Origin of the sequence: Candidatus Pelagibacter sp. HIMB1593, assembly GCF_052047755.1 — a bacterium.
Classification (GTDB): Bacteria; Pseudomonadota; Alphaproteobacteria; order Pelagibacterales; family Pelagibacteraceae; genus Pelagibacter.
The window spans coordinates 1412715-1431236 of the sequence record NZ_JBNAJK010000001.1 but is presented as its reverse complement, the minus strand read 5'-3'; the positions used below and the strand labels follow the sequence as shown (position 1 = coordinate 1431236).

Here is an 18522-nt window from a genome sequence, read left to right as displayed (position 1 = left end):
AAATAAAAAACTATTAAAAAAATTAATTATAAAATTATTTGTAAATATTAAATCATACATCTTACAAGCTTGTTGTCTAATTTAGTCTTACTTTAGATATCAAATTATTATATTTAATTAACAAAGAAATTTGTATATTATAAATTTTTTTTCGCCTCTTTAATAAATGTATTAATTTGTCTTTCACAAACTTTATGCATGTCCTGTTTTTTTTTCAAATGTTTATGCCAATCTATTGTTTTATTTAAAACATCTTTAAGTTTTAAAGTAGTTTTCCAATTAAGGACAGATTTAGTTTTTTGTGTATCAAGATCTAAGTAATTTGCTTCAGGCACATTAGTTTTCTTATCATATTCCCAATTAAGTTTTAATCCTGAACGCTTTATCATGTACTCAACAATCCATTTAACAGTTTTTGTATTTTTATTGTTAGGACCAAAATTCCAACTTTTTGAATATTTTTTTTGATTTTCATACAACTTTTGAATCAAAATCATATATCCTGATAATGCTTCTAAAACATATTGCCATGGACGTACAGACTCAGGGCTTCGAATTATAATTTTCTTGTTGTTATTTATTGATCGCAATATATCAGGGACCAATCTATTTTTAGACCAATCTCCACCCCCAATAATATTACCACTTCTAGCAGTTGCAAGGGCAATCTTAGAGTTTTCAAAGAATGAAGATCTATAAGCTTTTGTAATTAATTCAGAACAAGCTTTGCTACTACTGTAAGGATCATCTCCACCCATTGGATCAGTTTCCTTGTATTTTTTTTTTAAATAATCTTTATTTTCATAACATTTGTCAGATGTAACATTCAAAAAGACTTTTACTGATTTGACTTTCCTTGCAGCTTCTAAAAGATTTATTGTACCCATAACATTTGTTTCGTATGTATATTTTGGTTTTGTGTATGAATTACGAACTAGTGGTTGAGCCGCAAAATGTATAATAATTTCTGGCTCAACTTTTTTAACTACTTTAAATATAGATTTGAAATTTCGAATATCACCCTTTATGCTCTTCATACCTTTTTTTACTTTAGCCACTTCAAAGAGAGATGGGTTTGTTGAGGGTAAAAGAGAATAACCAGTTAATTTCACTCCCATTAATTTTAGCCAAATACTTAACCAGCTACCCTTAAAACCAGTATGTCCAGTCAACAAAACTTTTTTACCTTTCCAAAAACTAGGATATACAAAACTGTTTCTATTTAGCTCCATTTTTTCCAAGGTGCTTTGCCACTTTCCCATAACGTTTCAAGTAATTTTTTTTCTCTTAACGTATCCATAGGCTGCCAGAAACCATCATGTAGATAAGCCATTAACTGATTTTTTTTAACTAAATTTTTTAATGGTTCATTTTCCCATTGTATAGAGTCATTTTCAATTAGGTTTAAGCATTTAGGTGATAAAACAAAAAAACCACCATTGATTAAACTTCCATCCCCTCTAGGTTTTTCTGTAAATTTATTCACTTCAGCACCAGATAATTCTAAAACTCCAAAACGTCCAGGTTGTACTACCGCTGTAATAGTTGCAAGTTTTTTATGATTTTTGTGAAACTTAATTAATGATAAAATATCAATGTCAGAAAGGCCATCTCCATAAGTAAAGCAAAAAGCCTTTTCGTTTTCTAGGTATTTACTAACCCTTTTAAGTCTACCACCTGTATTTGTTTTTTCTCCAGTATCAACTAAAGTTATTTTCCAAGGCTCACTATTTCTTTGATGCACCTCTAGATTATTATTTGATAAATCAATTGTTATATCTGAATTGTATAGAAAATATTTTGAAAAATACTCTTTAATTGCCTCTCCCTTGTAACCACAACAAATTACAAAATTATTTACACCACCTAGAGAATAAGTTTTCATTATATGCCAAAGCAAAGGTTTGCCACCTATTTCTATCATTGGCTTTGGTTTTAACTGAGTATCCTCAGATATTCTAGTTCCTAATCCACCTGCTAGTATAACTGCTTTCATAATTTTATATTTAATCTACTTTAATCTATCATGAGGTAAAATTTATTTATACTAAAATTTATAATTATTAATTTTTTCTTCAAACCATCAATAATTTTTAGCTTTGTTTTTTTTCAAAAGAACATTTTTTTTTATTTTAACAAATATATTTTTAGTCTTGATATTGCTAAACAATTTAAAAAAATTTTCTTGTGGTAAAAAAACATAAAAAAAATACAGAGACAATTTAATTATTTTTAAATTTAAAAATCAAATGTAGATCTGTTTATTGATTTTAGGCTTGTATTTTAATGATTATGATCATAAAACTCAATTTTATAGTTCATCAACTTGGTTCAGAAATAATTAGTAAAAATCAGAGAATTACTAATATAGAGGAATTGATAAAAAAATGAAAAAATTTTTAAAATAAAAATAAATGAGAAAAAACAATAATAAGAAAATTTATGTTGCTGGTCATCTTGGAATGGTAGGTTCTTCTATAATTCGAGCATTAAAATCCAAAGGTTTTAATAACATTATACTTCGTTCAAAAAAAGATTTAGATTTAGTTAATCAGTTAGCCGTAAATCGTTTTTTTAAAAAGGAGAGACCTCAAGAAGTCTATTTAGCTGCTGCAAAAGTAGGGGGAATATTTGCTAATAATAAATTTCCTGCAGAATTCATTTATCAAAATGTTATGATGCAAACCAATATTATTAATGCTGCATTTGAGAATGGAGTTAAAAAAATTTTATTTTTAGGATCGAGTTGCATATATCCAAAATTTTCTAAACAACCAATTCTTGAGGAGTATTTGTTAACTGGAAAACTTGAGCCTACAAATGAACCGTATGCAATAGCTAAAATTGTTGGGATAAAAATGTGTGAAAGTTATAATAGACAATATGGAAAAAGCCATGGAGTTGATTATAGATGTGTAATGCCCACAAATTTATATGGCAAAGGAGATAATTATCATCCAGTAAATAGTCATGTTATACCAGCATTAATTCGTAGATTTCACGAGGCAAAGATTAACAATAAAAAAAATGTATTAGTGTGGGGTACAGGTTTACCAAAGAGAGAATTTTTGTATGTTGATGATCTGGCTGATGCATGCATCCACGTTATGAATATTAGTAAAAAAAAATACAAAAGTTTAACTGATGAAATGTGCAGTCATATTAATATTGGTTCAGGTAAGGATGTAACAATTAAAAAATTAGCTGAAACTATAAAAGAGGTGGTTGGCTTTGAAGGAAATATAAATTTTAATACAAAAATGCCTAATGGAATTCCAAGAAAACTTTTAGATTCCTCAAGAATAACTAAATTGAAGTGGAAACCAAAAGTCAATTTATTTAAAGGATTAAAGGTTACTTATAAAAGTTTTTTAAAATCTTTATGAACCCAATATTAAAAATTTTTAACTTATTATCATCAAAAGAAAAAAAACGTGCTGGCATATTAATGATCTTAATTTTAATTATGTCAGTATTTGATATGTTAGGAATAGTTTCAATATATCCATTTCTAGTTATTCTTACAAATCCAGAATTAATACAAACTAACAAAATATTAAGAACTTTATTTGAAATTTCAAATTCTTATGGAGTTAAAAACCCAAATGATTTTATTTTTGTTATAGGTATCTTGGTTTTCTTGGTTTTCACTTTCTCTCTAGCCTTTAAAGGGATAACTAATTATTTTTTACTGCGTTTTGTGATGATGAGAGAATATAGTATTGGTAGAAGGTTAGTTGAAGCTTACTTGGCTCAACCATATACTTGGTTTTTAAATAAGCATAGTGCAGACTTAGGAAAAAATATTTTATCAGAAGTTAATAATGTAACTGATAGAGTATTAGCACCATTTATTAACTTAATTGCACAGTGTGCAATAATTATTTTAATTTTACTTATTCTGTTATTTATAAATGCAAAAATTGCCCTGATATCATTTTTTGGATTTGGAACTGGTTATTTCATTATCTATTTAGTTGTTAATAAAAAGCTTAAAAATATTGGAATAAGCAATGTTCAGAGAAATAAGGAGAGAGCGTTGGTATTGTTAGAGACTTTTGGTGCAATAAAAGAGGTTAAAATGGGAGGCTTAGAAAAAGTTTTTATGAAAAGATATGATCTTCCTGCCGTTCTTTATGCAAAAGGCTATTCCCTTGCAACTATCTTATCTTTAATACCAAGGTTTGCTATGGAAGGTTTGGGTTTTGGAAGCATGCTCATTGTAATACTTTATTTAATGACAATTTTAGATAATTTTTCAATTATAATTCCAATTTTATCGATATATGCTGTCGCAGCTTATAGAATTTTACCAGCTATCCAGCAATTATATACTTCAATTTCCACAATTAAGTATTCTCAGCCAGCTATTGACTTACTTTATGCTGACATGAATAATATGATAATTAAAAACGATGTAGTTCATGAAAATGATCAAGACGAAATTCAACTTAAGAAAGAAATCAAACTAAATAACTTAAATTATAAATACCCTGCTTCTAATAAATTCATTTTTAAAAACCTAAATATTTCTATCAAAGCAAATACATCAGTAGCTTTTGTTGGAAAAACAGGATCAGGTAAAACAACCTTGATTGATTTAATTATAGGTTTATTGGAACCTTACGAAAGCAAATTAATTGTGGATGATAAAGAGATTAATAATTCAAATGTACGAAATTGGCAAAAATTGATTGGTTATGTTCCGCAACAAGTTTACTTAGCAGATGATACAATTACAAATAATATTGCATTTGGTGTTAATAAAGAAAATATTAACATGAAAAAAGTAGAGCAGGTAGCAAAAGTTGCAAATATATATGACTTTATAATTAATGAATTATCTAATGGCTTTGAGACACCAGTCGGTGAGAGAGGTGTTCGTTTATCTGGAGGACAAAAACAAAGAATTGGAATTGCAAGATCATTATATTTCTCACCAAAAGTTCTTGTTTTAGATGAGGCAACTAGTGCATTGGATAGCATTACAGAGCGCTTAGTTATGCAGGGACTAAAGAATATTAGTGATGAGATGACTATAATAACAATTGCTCATAGAATAAATACAGTAAAAAATTGTGATATCATATATCTTTTGGAAAAAGGTTTAATTGCAGACTTTGGATCATACGATGAACTGAGTATAAGAAATGACTATTTTAAAGAATTATCGTAATTAAAAAATACTTTTAAATTTATAAAATAACTAAAACGAAGAGTATTAATTATTAATTATTGCTTGTTTTATTTTTATTAATAAAAGTGATAAGTCTAATAATATGACAGATCAAAAAAAAGGAATTAAATATATTAAGAAGTTAGATAAAATATATGCAATAATTTTACAATCTGATTTTTCTTCAGATAATGAAAGTATAGAATTTTTTACACCAGGTGAATTTTCACAGCAACTTGGATATATGAAAAGGCCTAAAAAGTATGTAATTAAACCTCACTTGCATAATCGCATCCAAAGAGAGGTACATTTTACCAATGAAGTCTTATTTATAAAGTCAGGAAAAGTTCGTGTAGATTTTTATGATCTAGATCAAAATTATTTTGAAAGTCAAATTTTGTACAAAGGGGATGTAATTTTATTGGCATTTGGTGGTCATGGATTTGAAATGTTGGAAAAAAGTGAAATCATTGAAGTCAAGCAAGGGCCATACATGGGTGATGAAGATAAAATTAGATTTGATCAAGGTAACAGTGTAAAAATTAAAATTAAAGAATAAATATTTAAATCAACAATGAATAAAAAAGTTTTTGATAATTATAGTAACTTTTATGATATTTTTTATAAAAACAAAGATTATATTAGTGAAAAGAATTATATTTTAAATTTATTCAAAAAATACAAACTAAAAAAAAATAAGTTACTTGAATTTGGCTCAGGCTCAGGTAAGCACGGTCGACTACTAGCAAAGGAAGGTTATTCTGTTCATGGTATAGAAAAAAGCAAAAAAATGATTTCTCTTGCTGAACAAGGTGACGGTTTTACTTGTGAAGTAGGAGATATATGTAAACTAAACTTAGGTAAAAAGTTTGATGCTATTTTTTCATTATTTCATGTAATGAGCTATCAAACAATTAACTCTCAAATCAACCAAGTATTTAAGTCTGCAAATATGCATTTGATAAAAAATGGTCTTTTTATATTTGATGCTTGGTTTACTCCAGGTGTAAATTATCAACAACCAAGTGTTAGATATAAAAGAATTAAACATGAAAATTTAGAAATTTATAGAATAGCTGAGCCAAAAAATATAACAAATTCAAATATTGTAGATATAAATTATACAATCTTAATAAAAGATACTAATAATAATAGCCTTGAAACAATTACCGAAAAGCATTCAATGAGACACTTTTCAGTTCCTGAAATTAAATTTTTTGCTGAAAATAATGGGTTTGAACATTTAAATAGTGAAGAATTTTTGACTGGCAAAGTTCCAAGTAAAGATACTTGGACAATTTGCAATGTATTTAGGAAAAAATGATCTTTATAAAAAATCTAACTCATAAGATTAAAACTATCATTAAACCCACACAAAAAAAAAACTGGGAAGATCAAGCATTGATACTTTCTGCAAAATCAATAATGAATAGTTCAACTTGGACTGAAGTTCCAGATTTATCAAACCCAAAGTGGTTACAAGAAAAAGAATTTAGTGTTTATTCTCAATTTGGTGATGATGGTATAATTCAATTTTTGATAAATCTACTCAATTTAAAAAAAAATGGTAAATTTATAGAATTTGGTGTGGCAGATTATTTTGAGAGTAATACTCATTTTTTGCTTATTAATAATAGATGGGAAGGTTTTGTTATGGATGGGGATAAAAAAAATATGAATATATTAAAATCTTCACCAATTTTTTGGAAATATAATCTGAAGGCAAAATCGGAATTTATAACTAGAGAAAATATTCAAAGTTTATTAAAAAGTAGTACATTTGACAAGATTGAACTTCTACATATTGACTTAGATGGAAATGACTACTGGATTATTGAATCTTTAGATCTAAATATATTTAATCCTGATATTTTAATTTTAGAGTATAATGCGGTATTTGGTGCTGATAAATTTATCAGTATCCCATATGATCATAAATTTAGTAGGTTCGACTCACATTATTCTGGTAAATACTTTGGGGCAAGTTTAAGTGCTTTGAATTATATTGCTGAAAAAAAAGGATATTATTTTATTGGTTGTAATAGTGCAGGTAACAATGCTTATTTTATATTAAATAAATATATGTCCAAAATACCAAAAATTAATATATCAGAGGGCTATCAATCAGCAGGCTTTAGAGAGGCTAGAAATAAAAATGGTGAATTAATCTACACTGATACCAACGAAGAAATCAACGCTTTAGATGGCATGTCAGTAATTAATGTTATTACTAATAAGAAAGAAATAATATAGGTTTAATAATATTATGAACTTCATTCCTGTAAATGAACCATTGCTAGAGGGTAATGAAAAGAAATATTTAAACGAATGTATAGATACCGGATGGATTTCATCCGACGGGCCTTTTGTTAAAAGATTTGAAAAAGAATTTTCTTCTAAATTAGGTAGAAAATATGGTGTTGCAGTATCAAATGGTACTGCAGCAATTGACATTGCAGTACAATGTTTAGAAATTGGAGTAGGAGATGAAGTTATAATTCCTTCTTTCACAATAATTTCAACTATTTTACAAATAGTCAGATCAGGTGCAAAACCTGTGTTAATTGATTCTGATCCATTAACTTGGAATATGAACGTAGATCATATTGAAGCAAAGATCACATCAAATACTAAAGCTATTTTAGCAGTGCATATATATGGGTTGCCAGTTGAAATGGAAGATTTGATTAACCTATGTAGAAAATATAATTTAAAATTAATTGAGGATGCTGCCGAAGTAATTGGTCAAACTTATCGAAGTATTTCTTGTGGTTCTTTTGGAGATATTAGCACTGTTAGTTTTTATCCAAATAAGCATATCACCACCGGTGAAGGTGGAATGGTGCTTACTGATGACAAAACCTTAGCTGAGAAATGTCGAAAACTTAGAAATTTATACTTTGATGATAATAATCGCTTTGTACATACAAAACTTGGATGGAATTATAGAATGTCAAATCTTCAAGCAGCAGTGGGAGTTGCTCAATTAGAGCAACTTGATTTTTTTATCAAAAAAAAACGTTATATAGGAAAACTTTATAATGAAAAACTCTCAGAATTAAAAAGCTTGCAACTTCCTTTAGATAAAACCGATTATGCAACAAATATTTATTGGGTATATGGAGTTATTTTAAAACCAGAAATTAAACTTAGTGCTAAAGAGGTTATGAAAAAATTATTAGATAATGGAATAGGCTGTAGACCTTTTTTTTACCCCATGCATTTACAACCTGTTTTGAAGAAACTTAACTTATTTGATAATCAACATTATCCTGTTGCAGAAAATTTGTATGAGCGTGGTTTTTATATACCAAGCGGCTTATCTTTAGATAAAAAAAAAATTTCAAGTGTTGTAGATGTTTTATTTAAAATAGTAAAAAAATGAAATAATGACCAAGATAAAAATTGCTATTATTTTAGATCAAAAAATTTTGGCTGGTGGGGGTTATCAGCAAGCTTTAAATGCAATTTTGTTAGCAAAAGACTTAAAAAATGATTTTATAGATTTAGCTTATTTTACAACAATAAAAGATAATATGAATGTATTATCTGATTATGGGATTAAATTTAATTATATAAATATAAATTTCACAAATAAATTTTTCTCTTTTTTGAAATCTAAATTTTATCATCCAAGAATTTTAAAGTTTTTAAAAGTAATAAATAAATATTCTAAATTTGAAAAAATTATGATTTCAAACAGTATTGATTTAATTTACTTTGTCTCCCCAAGTAGTTTGGCTAAAGAAGTTGATAAACTCAATTATATTTTAACAGTGTGGGATTTAAATTATTTATATAATAATGAGTTTCCTGAATTTAAAGAAAACAAAATTATAGAAACTATTCATGATTTCTATACCTCAACCATAAGAAAAGCCACAGCAATAATAGTTGATTCTGAAATGTCTAGAGAAGATGTTTCAAAATATTTTTTAATTGATAAAAAAAGAGTGCATTCAATTCCATTTCAACCAGGTCAAAATATACAGAAATATTTAATAAAAAAAAATTTAAATCAAATAGAAATCAAAAAAAAATATTCTATAAAGTATCCTTATATATTTTATCCAGCCCAATTTTGGGCACATAAAAATCATACTTACATTCTTCAAGGAATTAAATCTTTAGAAAATAAATTTAAAATCAAAATTTCTGCGATATTTGCAGGTGGAGATCAGGGAAATTTAAGTTTTGTCAAAAATCAGGTTAAAAAATTAAAATTAAATGAACAAATTCATTTTATTGGATTTGTAAAAAATGAAGAGATACCATTTCTTTACGAACAATGTTTAGCACTTGTTATGCCAACTTATTTTGGACCAACTAATATTCCTCCATTGGAGGCATTTGATTTAGGTGCGCCAGTTTTATATCCTGATTTAAAAGGTTTAAAAGATCAAGTAGGTGATGCTGCTTTACTAATGGATTTAAAAAATCCAGAAACAATGGCTCAGCATATTAATAATCTAATAACTGATAGTCATCTTAGAGAAAGACTTGTAGAAAAAGGATATGAGAGAGCTAGTTTTTTTAAGCAAATAGATAGAAAAAAAATTTTAGAAAAAATTATAGATGATTATAAGTTTAAATTATTGAGTTCAAAAAACTTGAATGATAAATAATTTAATTCAATTACTAAAGTTTGTATGGAAACATCCATCAAATAAAAATTCTAAAATTTCTGCAATATTTAGAGTTTTACGTTGGCAAATTGCATCTAGAATAATGCCTGGTCTGATTGCCTTACCATATTATAATAAAACTTATTTGTATGGAAAAAGAGGAATGACCAGTGCAAGTAATGCATGGTATTGTGGACTTTATGAGTACGAGGAGATGAATTTCTTATTTGATTATTTAGATGCTGACGACTTATTTGTAGATATAGGAGCAAATATAGGAGCGTATACAATTCTTGCTGCAAGTAAGAATTCAAAAGTTATTGCTGTGGAACCTATACCTTCATCATATGAAATTTTAAAAAAAAATATTTTACTTAATGATTTCAGCAACACTGTTGATATTTATAATGTTGCAATTAGTGATAAAGATGAAAGTTTAAAATTTTCAAATAATTTAGATGCTCTTAATCACGTATTAGTAAATGGTGAAAAATATTCTGATATCATAAATATACCTGCAGTTAAACTGGATCAAATTTTAAATGGACGGATTCCTAAATTTATTAAAATTGATGTTGAAGGATATGAGTCAAAGGTAATTGATGGAGCTGAAAATATTTTTTCACACAATGATTTAAAATGCATAATTATTGAATTAATTGGTGGTGGAAAAAATTATAGTTTCGATGAGGATGCATTGCATAAGAAATTACTAAATTATGGATTTAGTACATATACCTACATCCCATCTTCAAAAAAACTAGTTAGTCTTCAACAAAAAAAAAATAGTAATAAAAATACTATATATTTAAAAAAAGATTTTTTTTAAAAAAGTTTTATTTATGAATAAGATAAATTATTTTAAAAATGGTTTTCTTGAAAAAAAATTATCAATAAAAGATTTCAATCAAGAGAACATTTGGCCTAAAATTTCGATTGTGATGCCAAGTTTTAATCACTCTCAATATATTGAAAAAAGTATTTTGTCAGTTTTAAATCAAGGTTATCCAAATTTAGAATTTATTATAATTGATGGGGGTTCTTCTGATGGAACAGTTGAAATTATAAAAAAATATTCAAAATATATTCATTATTGGATAAGTGAAAAAGATTATGGGCAAAGCGATGCATTAAATAAAGGGTTTCAAAAAGCAAGTGGACAAATTTATGGATGGCTAAATTCTGACGATATATATCTACCAAAATCATTTTTTTACATAACCGAAGCTTTTTTAAAAAATAATGATAAATTACTTGTATTTGGTGATTGGTTAACAATTGATGAAAATGATAAAATTATTGATTTAAACCATGCGTTTAATTTCAATTTAGATCATTTTAAATACGAGGGGTTCCATTTAAATTCTCAGTCTATGTTATGGAAATCAGAACTACACAAACAATTCTCAGGATATAATTTAAACTTATATAATACAATGGATTATCAGATGATTTTAGAGTTTGGAATTATTGCTGAAAAAAATTTTCTACGTATTGACAAAGTTTTGGGAGCTTTTAGACGACATGAATTACAAAAAACTGGCCCCATAATCTCACCAAAAATAGTTGAAGAGCATTTAATAATGTCAAAAAAATATAATTATACAGACAAATATAATATTATTGGTAAGTTAAAGAGATTTTATTTTCGTTTTCGTCGTGCTTATTGGTATTTAAAAAGAGGTGGAATTAGAAATTTAATTAGGCGTTTACTTTTGTCTTTCAATTGATTTTTTTTTATATAAAAAATATTTTTGAATAATCAATATTGTTAATAAATAATTATTTATGGTAGTTATAATTTCGAAGTTTTTAATTTCTATTTTTGGATTGTTGGTAGGTTATATACTTTTAAAAAATAAAAAATTTAAAGATTTTGAACTTTATCAGTTTGTAATTTATGGTTTTTTAACCAGATGGATAATTTTATCAGTTTGGTTTTTCTTTTTTGAAGGTAGAGTTAGTGGAGATCTTTATGCTTATGAACTTCATGTAAGTTGGGTTTTGGAAGGTAAAATTCCTAACCGTGATTTTTCAACACCATATGGTTTTTATTTTAATTACTTATTATCTATTCCGTATTATTTATTCAAAAATCCAATTGCAATAATGTTAATTTTGCAATTATTTGAATTATTTGGTTTTTGTTTATTTTTTTTGTCTATAAAAAAATTACTTTCAATAAATCGAGCTAAACTATTTGCTATGTTGTATATCACTAATCCTCTAGTAATTGGTTGGTTGGCATTTGATGGTCAAGACGAAGCCTTAATGATTTTTGCATTTGGAGGAATATTTTATTCAATATCACACTCAAGTAGATTATTAAATTCTTTTTTTTCTAGTTTCAGTTTGTTTGCAGTAAAAATTACAGCACTTGCAGCAATACTACCCATTGTAATGGTTTCTAACCGAAAAGAAATATTGCGTATCATATTATTTTTTTTATTATTTTTATTAATTCCAATAATTTTAAACTCAAAAGTATTTGGTTTTGGATTTGAATGGAAACATGGTGTCGATGATTTAACAGCATATTTTTTTCCAGGAAATATTTGGTTTTTAATAGATAAATTTTCCTTAAATCAAAACTTACTTTTATATTCAAGATTTCTAACATTAGTATTATTTTTAATTATTTCTTTATTTTTATTTAAATTTAAAAATAAAATTTCTAAGCCAATATTTATTTCATTTGGAGTTTGTCTATTTACATTTTCATTTCAAATAGGATCAAGCTATGTATCACCAGGATTTATTGCAACAGTTATACCTTTTTTAATTTTCTTGCTTCTAATAAATAATATCTTAAATGATAAACATATTTATTTTTTTAACTTATACTCTTTGCTTATACCATTTGATTTAGCAACTTATCTTATTTGGGAAAAAAATTATAAAAATGTTCTCTCTGAGGATCTGTTTTATTTGATATTTTATCCATATGAAATATTAATAATTTGTTTGAATGTTATTATTTATATTATTTTAATTAAATTCTTTTTAAAAATAGTAGATAGACATATTTCAATAAAATTAAAATATTAATGTAAATATGAATTTAAAAATAAATCGTTATTATTTTTTTACTTTTTGTGTTTATTCTTTGGGAAGTATAAGTTTCTATTTTGATAATTCTTTAAGATATAATTTTGGATTTTTATTTTATTTTTGGTTTTTTTTAATTTTTAGGGAAAATTTAAACAGCAAATTAAATGGCCAGGATTTAATTTTTTTAATTTATAAGATTATACTTCTATTAATTCCAAGTTTTGCAATTTATTATTATCATAGACAAGATTTTACTCATATCTTATTTGTTATAATATTATGTTTTGATATTTTGGAATATTTGTTTGATAGACCAAAAACTTTAAATAATGTCTCAAAAAACAAATATTTGGATAAAAAAGATTTAATTATTTATTTTTCTTTGTCATCTTGGACTGTAATTGGTCCATTTTTTTTTGGTCAGGGTAATCACTTGATCGGAATGTCATCCTTCATGTTTCCATTTTCAATTTCATTGATTTATTTAGAGAAAATACTCAAAACTTTGAAAAATCCCATATTTGGAGGGATTTTCTTAATTTATCATTTTTCATTTTCTGCAGTTTATCTTTATTTCCACTGGGTGGGTATGGGAAGAGTGTTTTTGGCTGTTTTATTTTTATCTCCAATTTTAATCTATTTCCATTATTGCAGAATATTCATTTCACATTTTATCTTTTATATTGCTTGTCCTATTGCCTTAATGATCTTGCAATCATCAAGATATAAAAACTTCAGTTTTGAAGAGTATTTAATTGGTTCTGCAGGATATCATTTGCAAATAACAGAGATGGTACAATCAACTAAATATTTTGCACAAACACAATGGAATGCTTTTTTCGATCAATATTTATTGATGTATTTTATACATGTGCCAAGAGAAATCTGGTCATCCAAACCTATCCCCATTGGATTTTGGGCTGTTGATGTTATTTTTGAGGAAAGCGTAAGAACTAACCCAACAATTGGAGTTGATAAAGAATTTTCAATTTCACTAGGTTTTGTTGGCGAGCAAATGCTTATGTTTGGAGAAAAATTTTATATAGGATTAATTTTTACATTAATAACTATTGTCGTTATACGTAAATTAGTATCTTATTTGAGTTTTAACTCTATAGTTCCTTTGTTAATTTTTGATTTAAATTTAGTTAGTTATTTTTGGGGAGGAATGTCTATCTTTGGATCAAGGTTGTGGGTATTGCTTATTCCGTGCTTAATTCTTTTAATTACACAACATAGTTTTAGTTTACTAAATGAAAAAAGTAAAAGTAATATTTGATTAAAAAACTTATGAAAATTTTTTTTTGGCAAGAATTTGTTTCACCACATATTGCGTATCTTATTGATAGAATAGCTTCAAAGAGAATACAAGTAAATCTTGTTGTAGATAAACTTATCACAAAAGATAGAAAACAATTAGGATGGGAAAAATTTAAACTATTTTTTGCAAAAATAATTTATTTTAAAAACATTGAAAATAAATTCTCAAAAATTTTTTATTTGAAAGATTCAATTAATATTTGCCAAGGTTTAATTTTTAATGGATTTATTCAAAACGTCCAAAATTATCTTAGAAAGAAAAATTTAAATCATTGGATAATCATGGAAAAAATTAATGATCAAGGATTAAAAGGTAAATTAAGAAAATTGTTATATAATTTTTTATTCATTTTGTGGAAAAGAAAAATAAATGGCATCCTAGCCATAGGAAGTGGTGCAGCTGAATGGTATAAAGATAGGGGATTTGATAACAAAAAAATTTTTCCTTTTGCTTATTTTCTAAATGAAGAAATTTTAAAAACTAAATCAAGCAGTACAATTAATCGAAAATTTAAGTTTATATTTGTTGGTCAAGCTATAAAAAGAAAAAATATTGATTTATTATTAGATGCTTTATCTTTATTGAAAGAAAAAGAGAAAGAAAAAATTGAATTAGAAATAATTGGTAATGGTCCGTTAAAAAAAAATTTAATAAATAAATGTAATAAAAAATTACCAAAAATAGTAACATGGATTCACAAAATACCTATAAGTCAAGTTCCAAAAAAAATTGCTGATGCTGATTGTTTGGTTTTGCCAAGTTATTTTGATGGCTGGGGAGCAGTTGTGTCTGAGTCGCTTATGGTTGGAACGCCTGTAATTTGTAGTGATAAATGCGGATCCTCAACAATTGTCAAAGCAAGTAAGTTTGGTTATATTTTTAAGAGCAACAACCGCAAGGACCTTCTTTTGAAATTAAAAAAAACAATTATAAAAGGCAAAATTTCAAAAAAAAAAAGAGAACATATAAAAAAATGGGCAAATTGTTTGAGTTCTAAAGCGGGTGCAGAATATCTAATTAAAATATTGGAATTTGCAATGAATAATGGAAAAAAACCATTACCACCATGGGAAATTAAAAAATAATATTATTGTGAAAATTATTAAATGCATAAGTTCATTGAAAAAAAAGAGTGGAGGCACTAGCTTTTTAGTATCAGACTTGAGTGATGAACTTGTAAATAATGGTACTGAAGTAATATTAATTTCGCAATTTTTAAAAAAAGAAAAATTTTTTTTAAATGATTTTTACTTTCCATCTCAAAAAAAAGTACAAATTGAACTTAGTGAGATTGAAAATAACTTTTTTAAAAAAATCTATGCATCGTCATATCGTCTAAAACTTAATCAGTTTTTAAATAAAAATGTTGATTTACTTCATTTGACTGGAATTTGGGAACCATTATCCCATGCATCAATTATTCTAGCGAAAAAAAACTTTATACCTATCGTTATAAGTCCACAAGGTATGTTGGAACCATGGGCATTGAATAATAATTTTTTAAAAAAAAAAATTGCATGGTACATTTATCAAAAAAAGGATCTTAATTTAGCTGATGTAATTCATGCTACCGCAGAACAAGAGGCAGAAAATTTGAGAAAAATTGGCTTAAAACAGCCAATTGCAATAATTCCAAATGGAATTAACTTTAGTAATTATACTGATACTAAAAAGTTTAACCTAAAAAAAGATGATCGAAGACAATTACTTTTTTTAAGCAGAATACATCCAAAAAAAGGTTTAATCGAGCTAGTTAAAGCATGGGAAAATTTAAATCCAAAAAAATGGAAAGTAGTAATTGCTGGTCCAGATGAAGATGGACATAAATCAGACGTTGAGGCTTTAATAAGGGAAAAAAAATTAAACCATCATTTTGAGTTTATTGGTCCAGTAGATGGTGATAAAAAATTTGATCTATACAAATCCTCTGACTTATTTGTTTTACCAACTTATTCTGAAAATTTTGGAATTGTAGTTGCTGAAGCTTTAATGTCTGAACTGCCAGTTATAACAACCAAAGGTGCCCCATGGGAAGGTTTGATCAAAAATAACTGTGGTTGGTGGATTGATATTGGTATTGATCCTTTAACAAATGCTTTGAATGAAGCTATATCAACACCTAGTGAAAAGTTAAAAGAAATGGGTAAAAGAGGCAAGATATTTGCACAAAAAAACTTTGGTTATCCTACAATTGCTAAAAAAATGATTGATGTTTATAAGTGGATATTGGATAAAAAAAATAAACCTGATTTTATAGTGTAAATGTATAAAAAAAATAATTACTCTAATTTAAAATTAGATATTTCAAGTTCAAGAAAATTGTATCCTTATACTATTAAAGAGTACTTAGGAAGAATCTTATGGTCATTTTTTAATATTTTTTTTCGTTACAGCCCTAGAATTTTTTTTGAATGGAGAAATTTTTTATTAAGAATTTTTGGAGCAAAAATCGGAAGTCATGTTCATATTTATCCAAGTGTAATAATATATATTCCTTGGAATTTAAAAATAGGCGATGACTCAAGTATAGGTGAGTGGACTCTAGTTTACAATTTAGGTAAAATTGATATTGGATCCCAAACTACCATATCTCATCGCGCTCACTTATGTGCCGGAACACATAAATATTCTAATCCAAAACTACCATTGATGCGTTTACCTATTAAAATTGGTGATAAAGTGTGGATTTGTTCTGAGAGTTTTATTGGTCCAAATGTAAATATTGGAAATGGTGCAATAGTTGGTGCAGGTTCAGTTGTTATGAAAAATATTAAACCAATGCAAATTGTTGGTGGTAATCCAGCTAAATTTATAAGAAAGAGAACAATAAAAAATGAAAAATGAAAACATAACTTCATCATTTGAATATATTGATAATTCTCATATGGAGCACCATTCTGTATTATTGCCAACAGTGGAAAGAATTTTAAATGATGTTGATTCTAATCTAGTTAAAACAAGACGTATCTTTGATTTGGGTTGTGGAAATGGATCGATAGCAAATTACTTAACAAATAAAGGATGGGATGTAACTGGAGTTGATCCTTCAAATGATGGAATAAATCAAGCAAATTTATCTTTCCCAAAACTTAAATTATACAATGGCTCAACAGTTGAAAATTTGGCAGATAAGTTTGGTAAGTTTCCAATTTTAATAAGTTTAGAGGTAATTGAGCATGTATACGCTCCACGTGATTATATGAATAATATTTTAAATTTATTAGAACCAGGTGGTGTTGCAATCATTTCAACCCCTTATCATGGTTATTTAAAAAATCTTTTAATTTCATTATTTGGAAAAATGGATGATCACTTCACGGCTTTAACGGATGGTGGGCATATAAAATTTTGGTCATTTAAAACTTTAACTAAATTATTGAATGAATTTAAATTTCAAGATATTAAATTTTATAGAGTTGGACGTTTCCATCCCTCAATAGCAAAGTCAATGATTGTTAGATTTAAAAAACCAGTACAGTGAAAATATCTATTTTAATTTTAACATTTAATGAAGAATTGAACATTTCAAAATGTATAGATTCTATATCAGATTTCGATGATATTGTTGTTTTAGACTCTTATAGCACCGACTCCACAGTTTCAATTGCAGAGTCAAAAGGAGCAAGAGTTTTTAAAAAAAAGTTCAATAATTTCGCTGATCAGAGAAATTATGCATTAAAAAATTTTGAATTTAAAAATGAGTGGGTACTTCATTTAGATGCAGATGAAATTTTAACACCGGAGCTTGAAAAAGAGATAAAAAATTTAAATTCAAATGTAAGTTTTGATGCATTTAAAATAGCCTCAAAAATGTTTTTTTTAGGTAAGTGGTTGCGTTATTCCAGCATGTATCCAGTATATCAAGTAAGATTAGGTCGTTATAAAAAATTAAAATTCAAACAATATGGACACGGACAGATTGAGGATATGGATGCAAAAACTGTAGGTGTTCTGAAAGAAGCTTATATTCATAATACTTTTTCAAAAGGGATAGACGAATGGTTTAATAAGCATAATAAATATTCTTCTGATGAAGCAGATTTAGATCTTAAAATAAAAAAGAACAAATTTTTTTTTGAGTTAATGAATTTTGTATCAATAAAAAATACAGATCGAAGAAGAGCTTTAAAAACACTATCAGTTTTTTTACCTTTTAGATCATTTTTAAGATTCTTATATATGTATATTTTAAAATTTGGTTTTCTTGACGGCTATCCAGGGTTTTTATATTGCAGACTGCTTTCAATTTACGAAAATATGATTGATATTAAAACTGAAATTAATAAAATCGATGATATTAATATTTCGAAATAAAAATATAATTTTTATCTAATTAGTTTAAATTTTAA

18 protein-coding genes are annotated in these 18522 nt (G+C 26.4%); 16 read left to right on the top strand and 2 right to left on the bottom strand.

All coding sequences use genetic code 11. The features are described 5' to 3' along the window. Nucleotides 1-137 precede the first annotated feature (137 nt). Together rfbG and rfbF are read right to left on the bottom strand one after the other, a co-directional pair. Entirely contained in the window at nt 138-1262 is a 1125-nt protein-coding gene (gene rfbG / locus ACTTA0_RS07580) for a CDP-glucose 4,6-dehydratase (protein ID WP_440676624.1), read from the bottom strand. Continuing rightward, nucleotides 1223-1996, bottom strand: a complete 774-nt coding sequence (gene rfbF / locus ACTTA0_RS07575) for a glucose-1-phosphate cytidylyltransferase (RefSeq protein ID WP_440676623.1) — start codon at nt 1994-1996, stop codon at nt 1223-1225. The genes rfbG and rfbF overlap by 40 nt, the downstream gene beginning before the upstream one ends. Before the next feature lie 418 nt (nt 1997-2414). On the opposite strand from rfbF, the gene ACTTA0_RS07570 reads away from it, so the two are divergent. From ACTTA0_RS07570 to ACTTA0_RS07495, 16 genes are all read left to right on the top strand, one after another. Further along, nucleotides 2415-3386, top strand: coding sequence for a GDP-L-fucose synthase family protein (locus tag ACTTA0_RS07570; RefSeq protein WP_440676622.1), 972 nt, complete (start codon nt 2415-2417; stop codon nt 3384-3386). Continuing rightward, nucleotides 3383-5176 carry an ABC transporter ATP-binding protein gene (locus tag ACTTA0_RS07565; RefSeq protein ID WP_440676621.1) on the top strand — a complete coding sequence of 598 codons (1794 nt, stop codon included), beginning with the start codon at nt 3383-3385 and terminating at the stop codon, nt 5174-5176. The genes ACTTA0_RS07570 and ACTTA0_RS07565 overlap by 4 nt, the downstream gene beginning before the upstream one ends. Before the next feature lie 103 nt (nt 5177-5279). Then, nucleotides 5280-5735 (top strand): hypothetical protein, encoded by a 456-nt coding sequence (locus ACTTA0_RS07560; protein WP_440676620.1) that lies wholly within the window; start codon nt 5280-5282, stop codon nt 5733-5735. A gap of 15 nt (nt 5736-5750) precedes the next feature. Continuing rightward, nucleotides 5751-6500 carry a class I SAM-dependent DNA methyltransferase gene (locus tag ACTTA0_RS07555; RefSeq protein ID WP_440676619.1) on the top strand — a complete coding sequence of 250 codons (750 nt, stop codon included), beginning with the start codon at nt 5751-5753 and terminating at the stop codon, nt 6498-6500. Beyond that, nucleotides 6497-7429 carry a hypothetical protein gene (locus tag ACTTA0_RS07550; protein ID WP_440676618.1) on the top strand — a complete coding sequence of 311 codons (933 nt, stop codon included), beginning with the start codon at nt 6497-6499 and terminating at the stop codon, nt 7427-7429. Before ACTTA0_RS07555 ends, ACTTA0_RS07550 begins: the two co-directional genes overlap by 4 nt. A gap of 13 nt (nt 7430-7442) precedes the next feature. Beyond that, nucleotides 7443-8561, top strand: a complete 1119-nt coding sequence (locus tag ACTTA0_RS07545; RefSeq protein WP_440676617.1) for a DegT/DnrJ/EryC1/StrS family aminotransferase — start codon at nt 7443-7445, stop codon at nt 8559-8561. 4 nt (nt 8562-8565) lie between these two features. After that, nucleotides 8566-9801: a glycosyltransferase family 4 protein gene (locus ACTTA0_RS07540; RefSeq protein WP_440676616.1), complete on the top strand. Its 1236-nt coding sequence runs from the start codon at nt 8566-8568 to the stop codon at nt 9799-9801. Continuing rightward, on the top strand, nt 9791-10630 hold the full coding sequence (locus tag ACTTA0_RS07535; protein ID WP_440676615.1) for an FkbM family methyltransferase: 840 nt from the start codon (nt 9791-9793) through the stop codon (nt 10628-10630). Before ACTTA0_RS07540 ends, ACTTA0_RS07535 begins: the two co-directional genes overlap by 11 nt. Before the next feature lie 13 nt (nt 10631-10643). Then, nucleotides 10644-11531, top strand: coding sequence for a glycosyltransferase family 2 protein (locus ACTTA0_RS07530; RefSeq protein ID WP_440676614.1), 888 nt, complete (start codon nt 10644-10646; stop codon nt 11529-11531). A 58-nt stretch (nt 11532-11589) separates the two neighbouring features. Next, nucleotides 11590-12849 (top strand): hypothetical protein, encoded by a 1260-nt coding sequence (locus tag ACTTA0_RS07525; protein ID WP_440676613.1) that lies wholly within the window; start codon nt 11590-11592, stop codon nt 12847-12849. A 7-nt stretch (nt 12850-12856) separates the two neighbouring features. Continuing rightward, on the top strand, nt 12857-14131 hold the full coding sequence (locus ACTTA0_RS07520) for a hypothetical protein (RefSeq protein WP_440676612.1): 1275 nt from the start codon (nt 12857-12859) through the stop codon (nt 14129-14131). An 11-nt stretch (nt 14132-14142) separates the two neighbouring features. Then, entirely contained in the window at nt 14143-15258 is a 1116-nt protein-coding gene (locus tag ACTTA0_RS07515) for a glycosyltransferase (RefSeq protein ID WP_440676611.1), read from the top strand. 7 nt (nt 15259-15265) lie between these two features. Continuing rightward, nucleotides 15266-16435, top strand: coding sequence for a glycosyltransferase (locus ACTTA0_RS07510; RefSeq protein ID WP_440676610.1), 1170 nt, complete (start codon nt 15266-15268; stop codon nt 16433-16435). Next, a complete protein-coding gene (locus ACTTA0_RS07505) occupies nt 16436-17017 on the top strand; it encodes a putative colanic acid biosynthesis acetyltransferase (RefSeq protein ID WP_440676609.1) in 582 nt (193 codons plus the stop codon). Further along, a complete protein-coding gene (locus ACTTA0_RS07500; RefSeq protein ID WP_440676608.1) occupies nt 17007-17654 on the top strand; it encodes a class I SAM-dependent methyltransferase in 648 nt (215 codons plus the stop codon). Before ACTTA0_RS07505 ends, ACTTA0_RS07500 begins: the two co-directional genes overlap by 11 nt. Next, entirely contained in the window at nt 17651-18487 is an 837-nt protein-coding gene (locus ACTTA0_RS07495) for a glycosyltransferase family 2 protein (RefSeq protein ID WP_440676607.1), read from the top strand. Before ACTTA0_RS07500 ends, ACTTA0_RS07495 begins: the two co-directional genes overlap by 4 nt. Nucleotides 18488-18522: the final 35 nt, after the last annotated feature.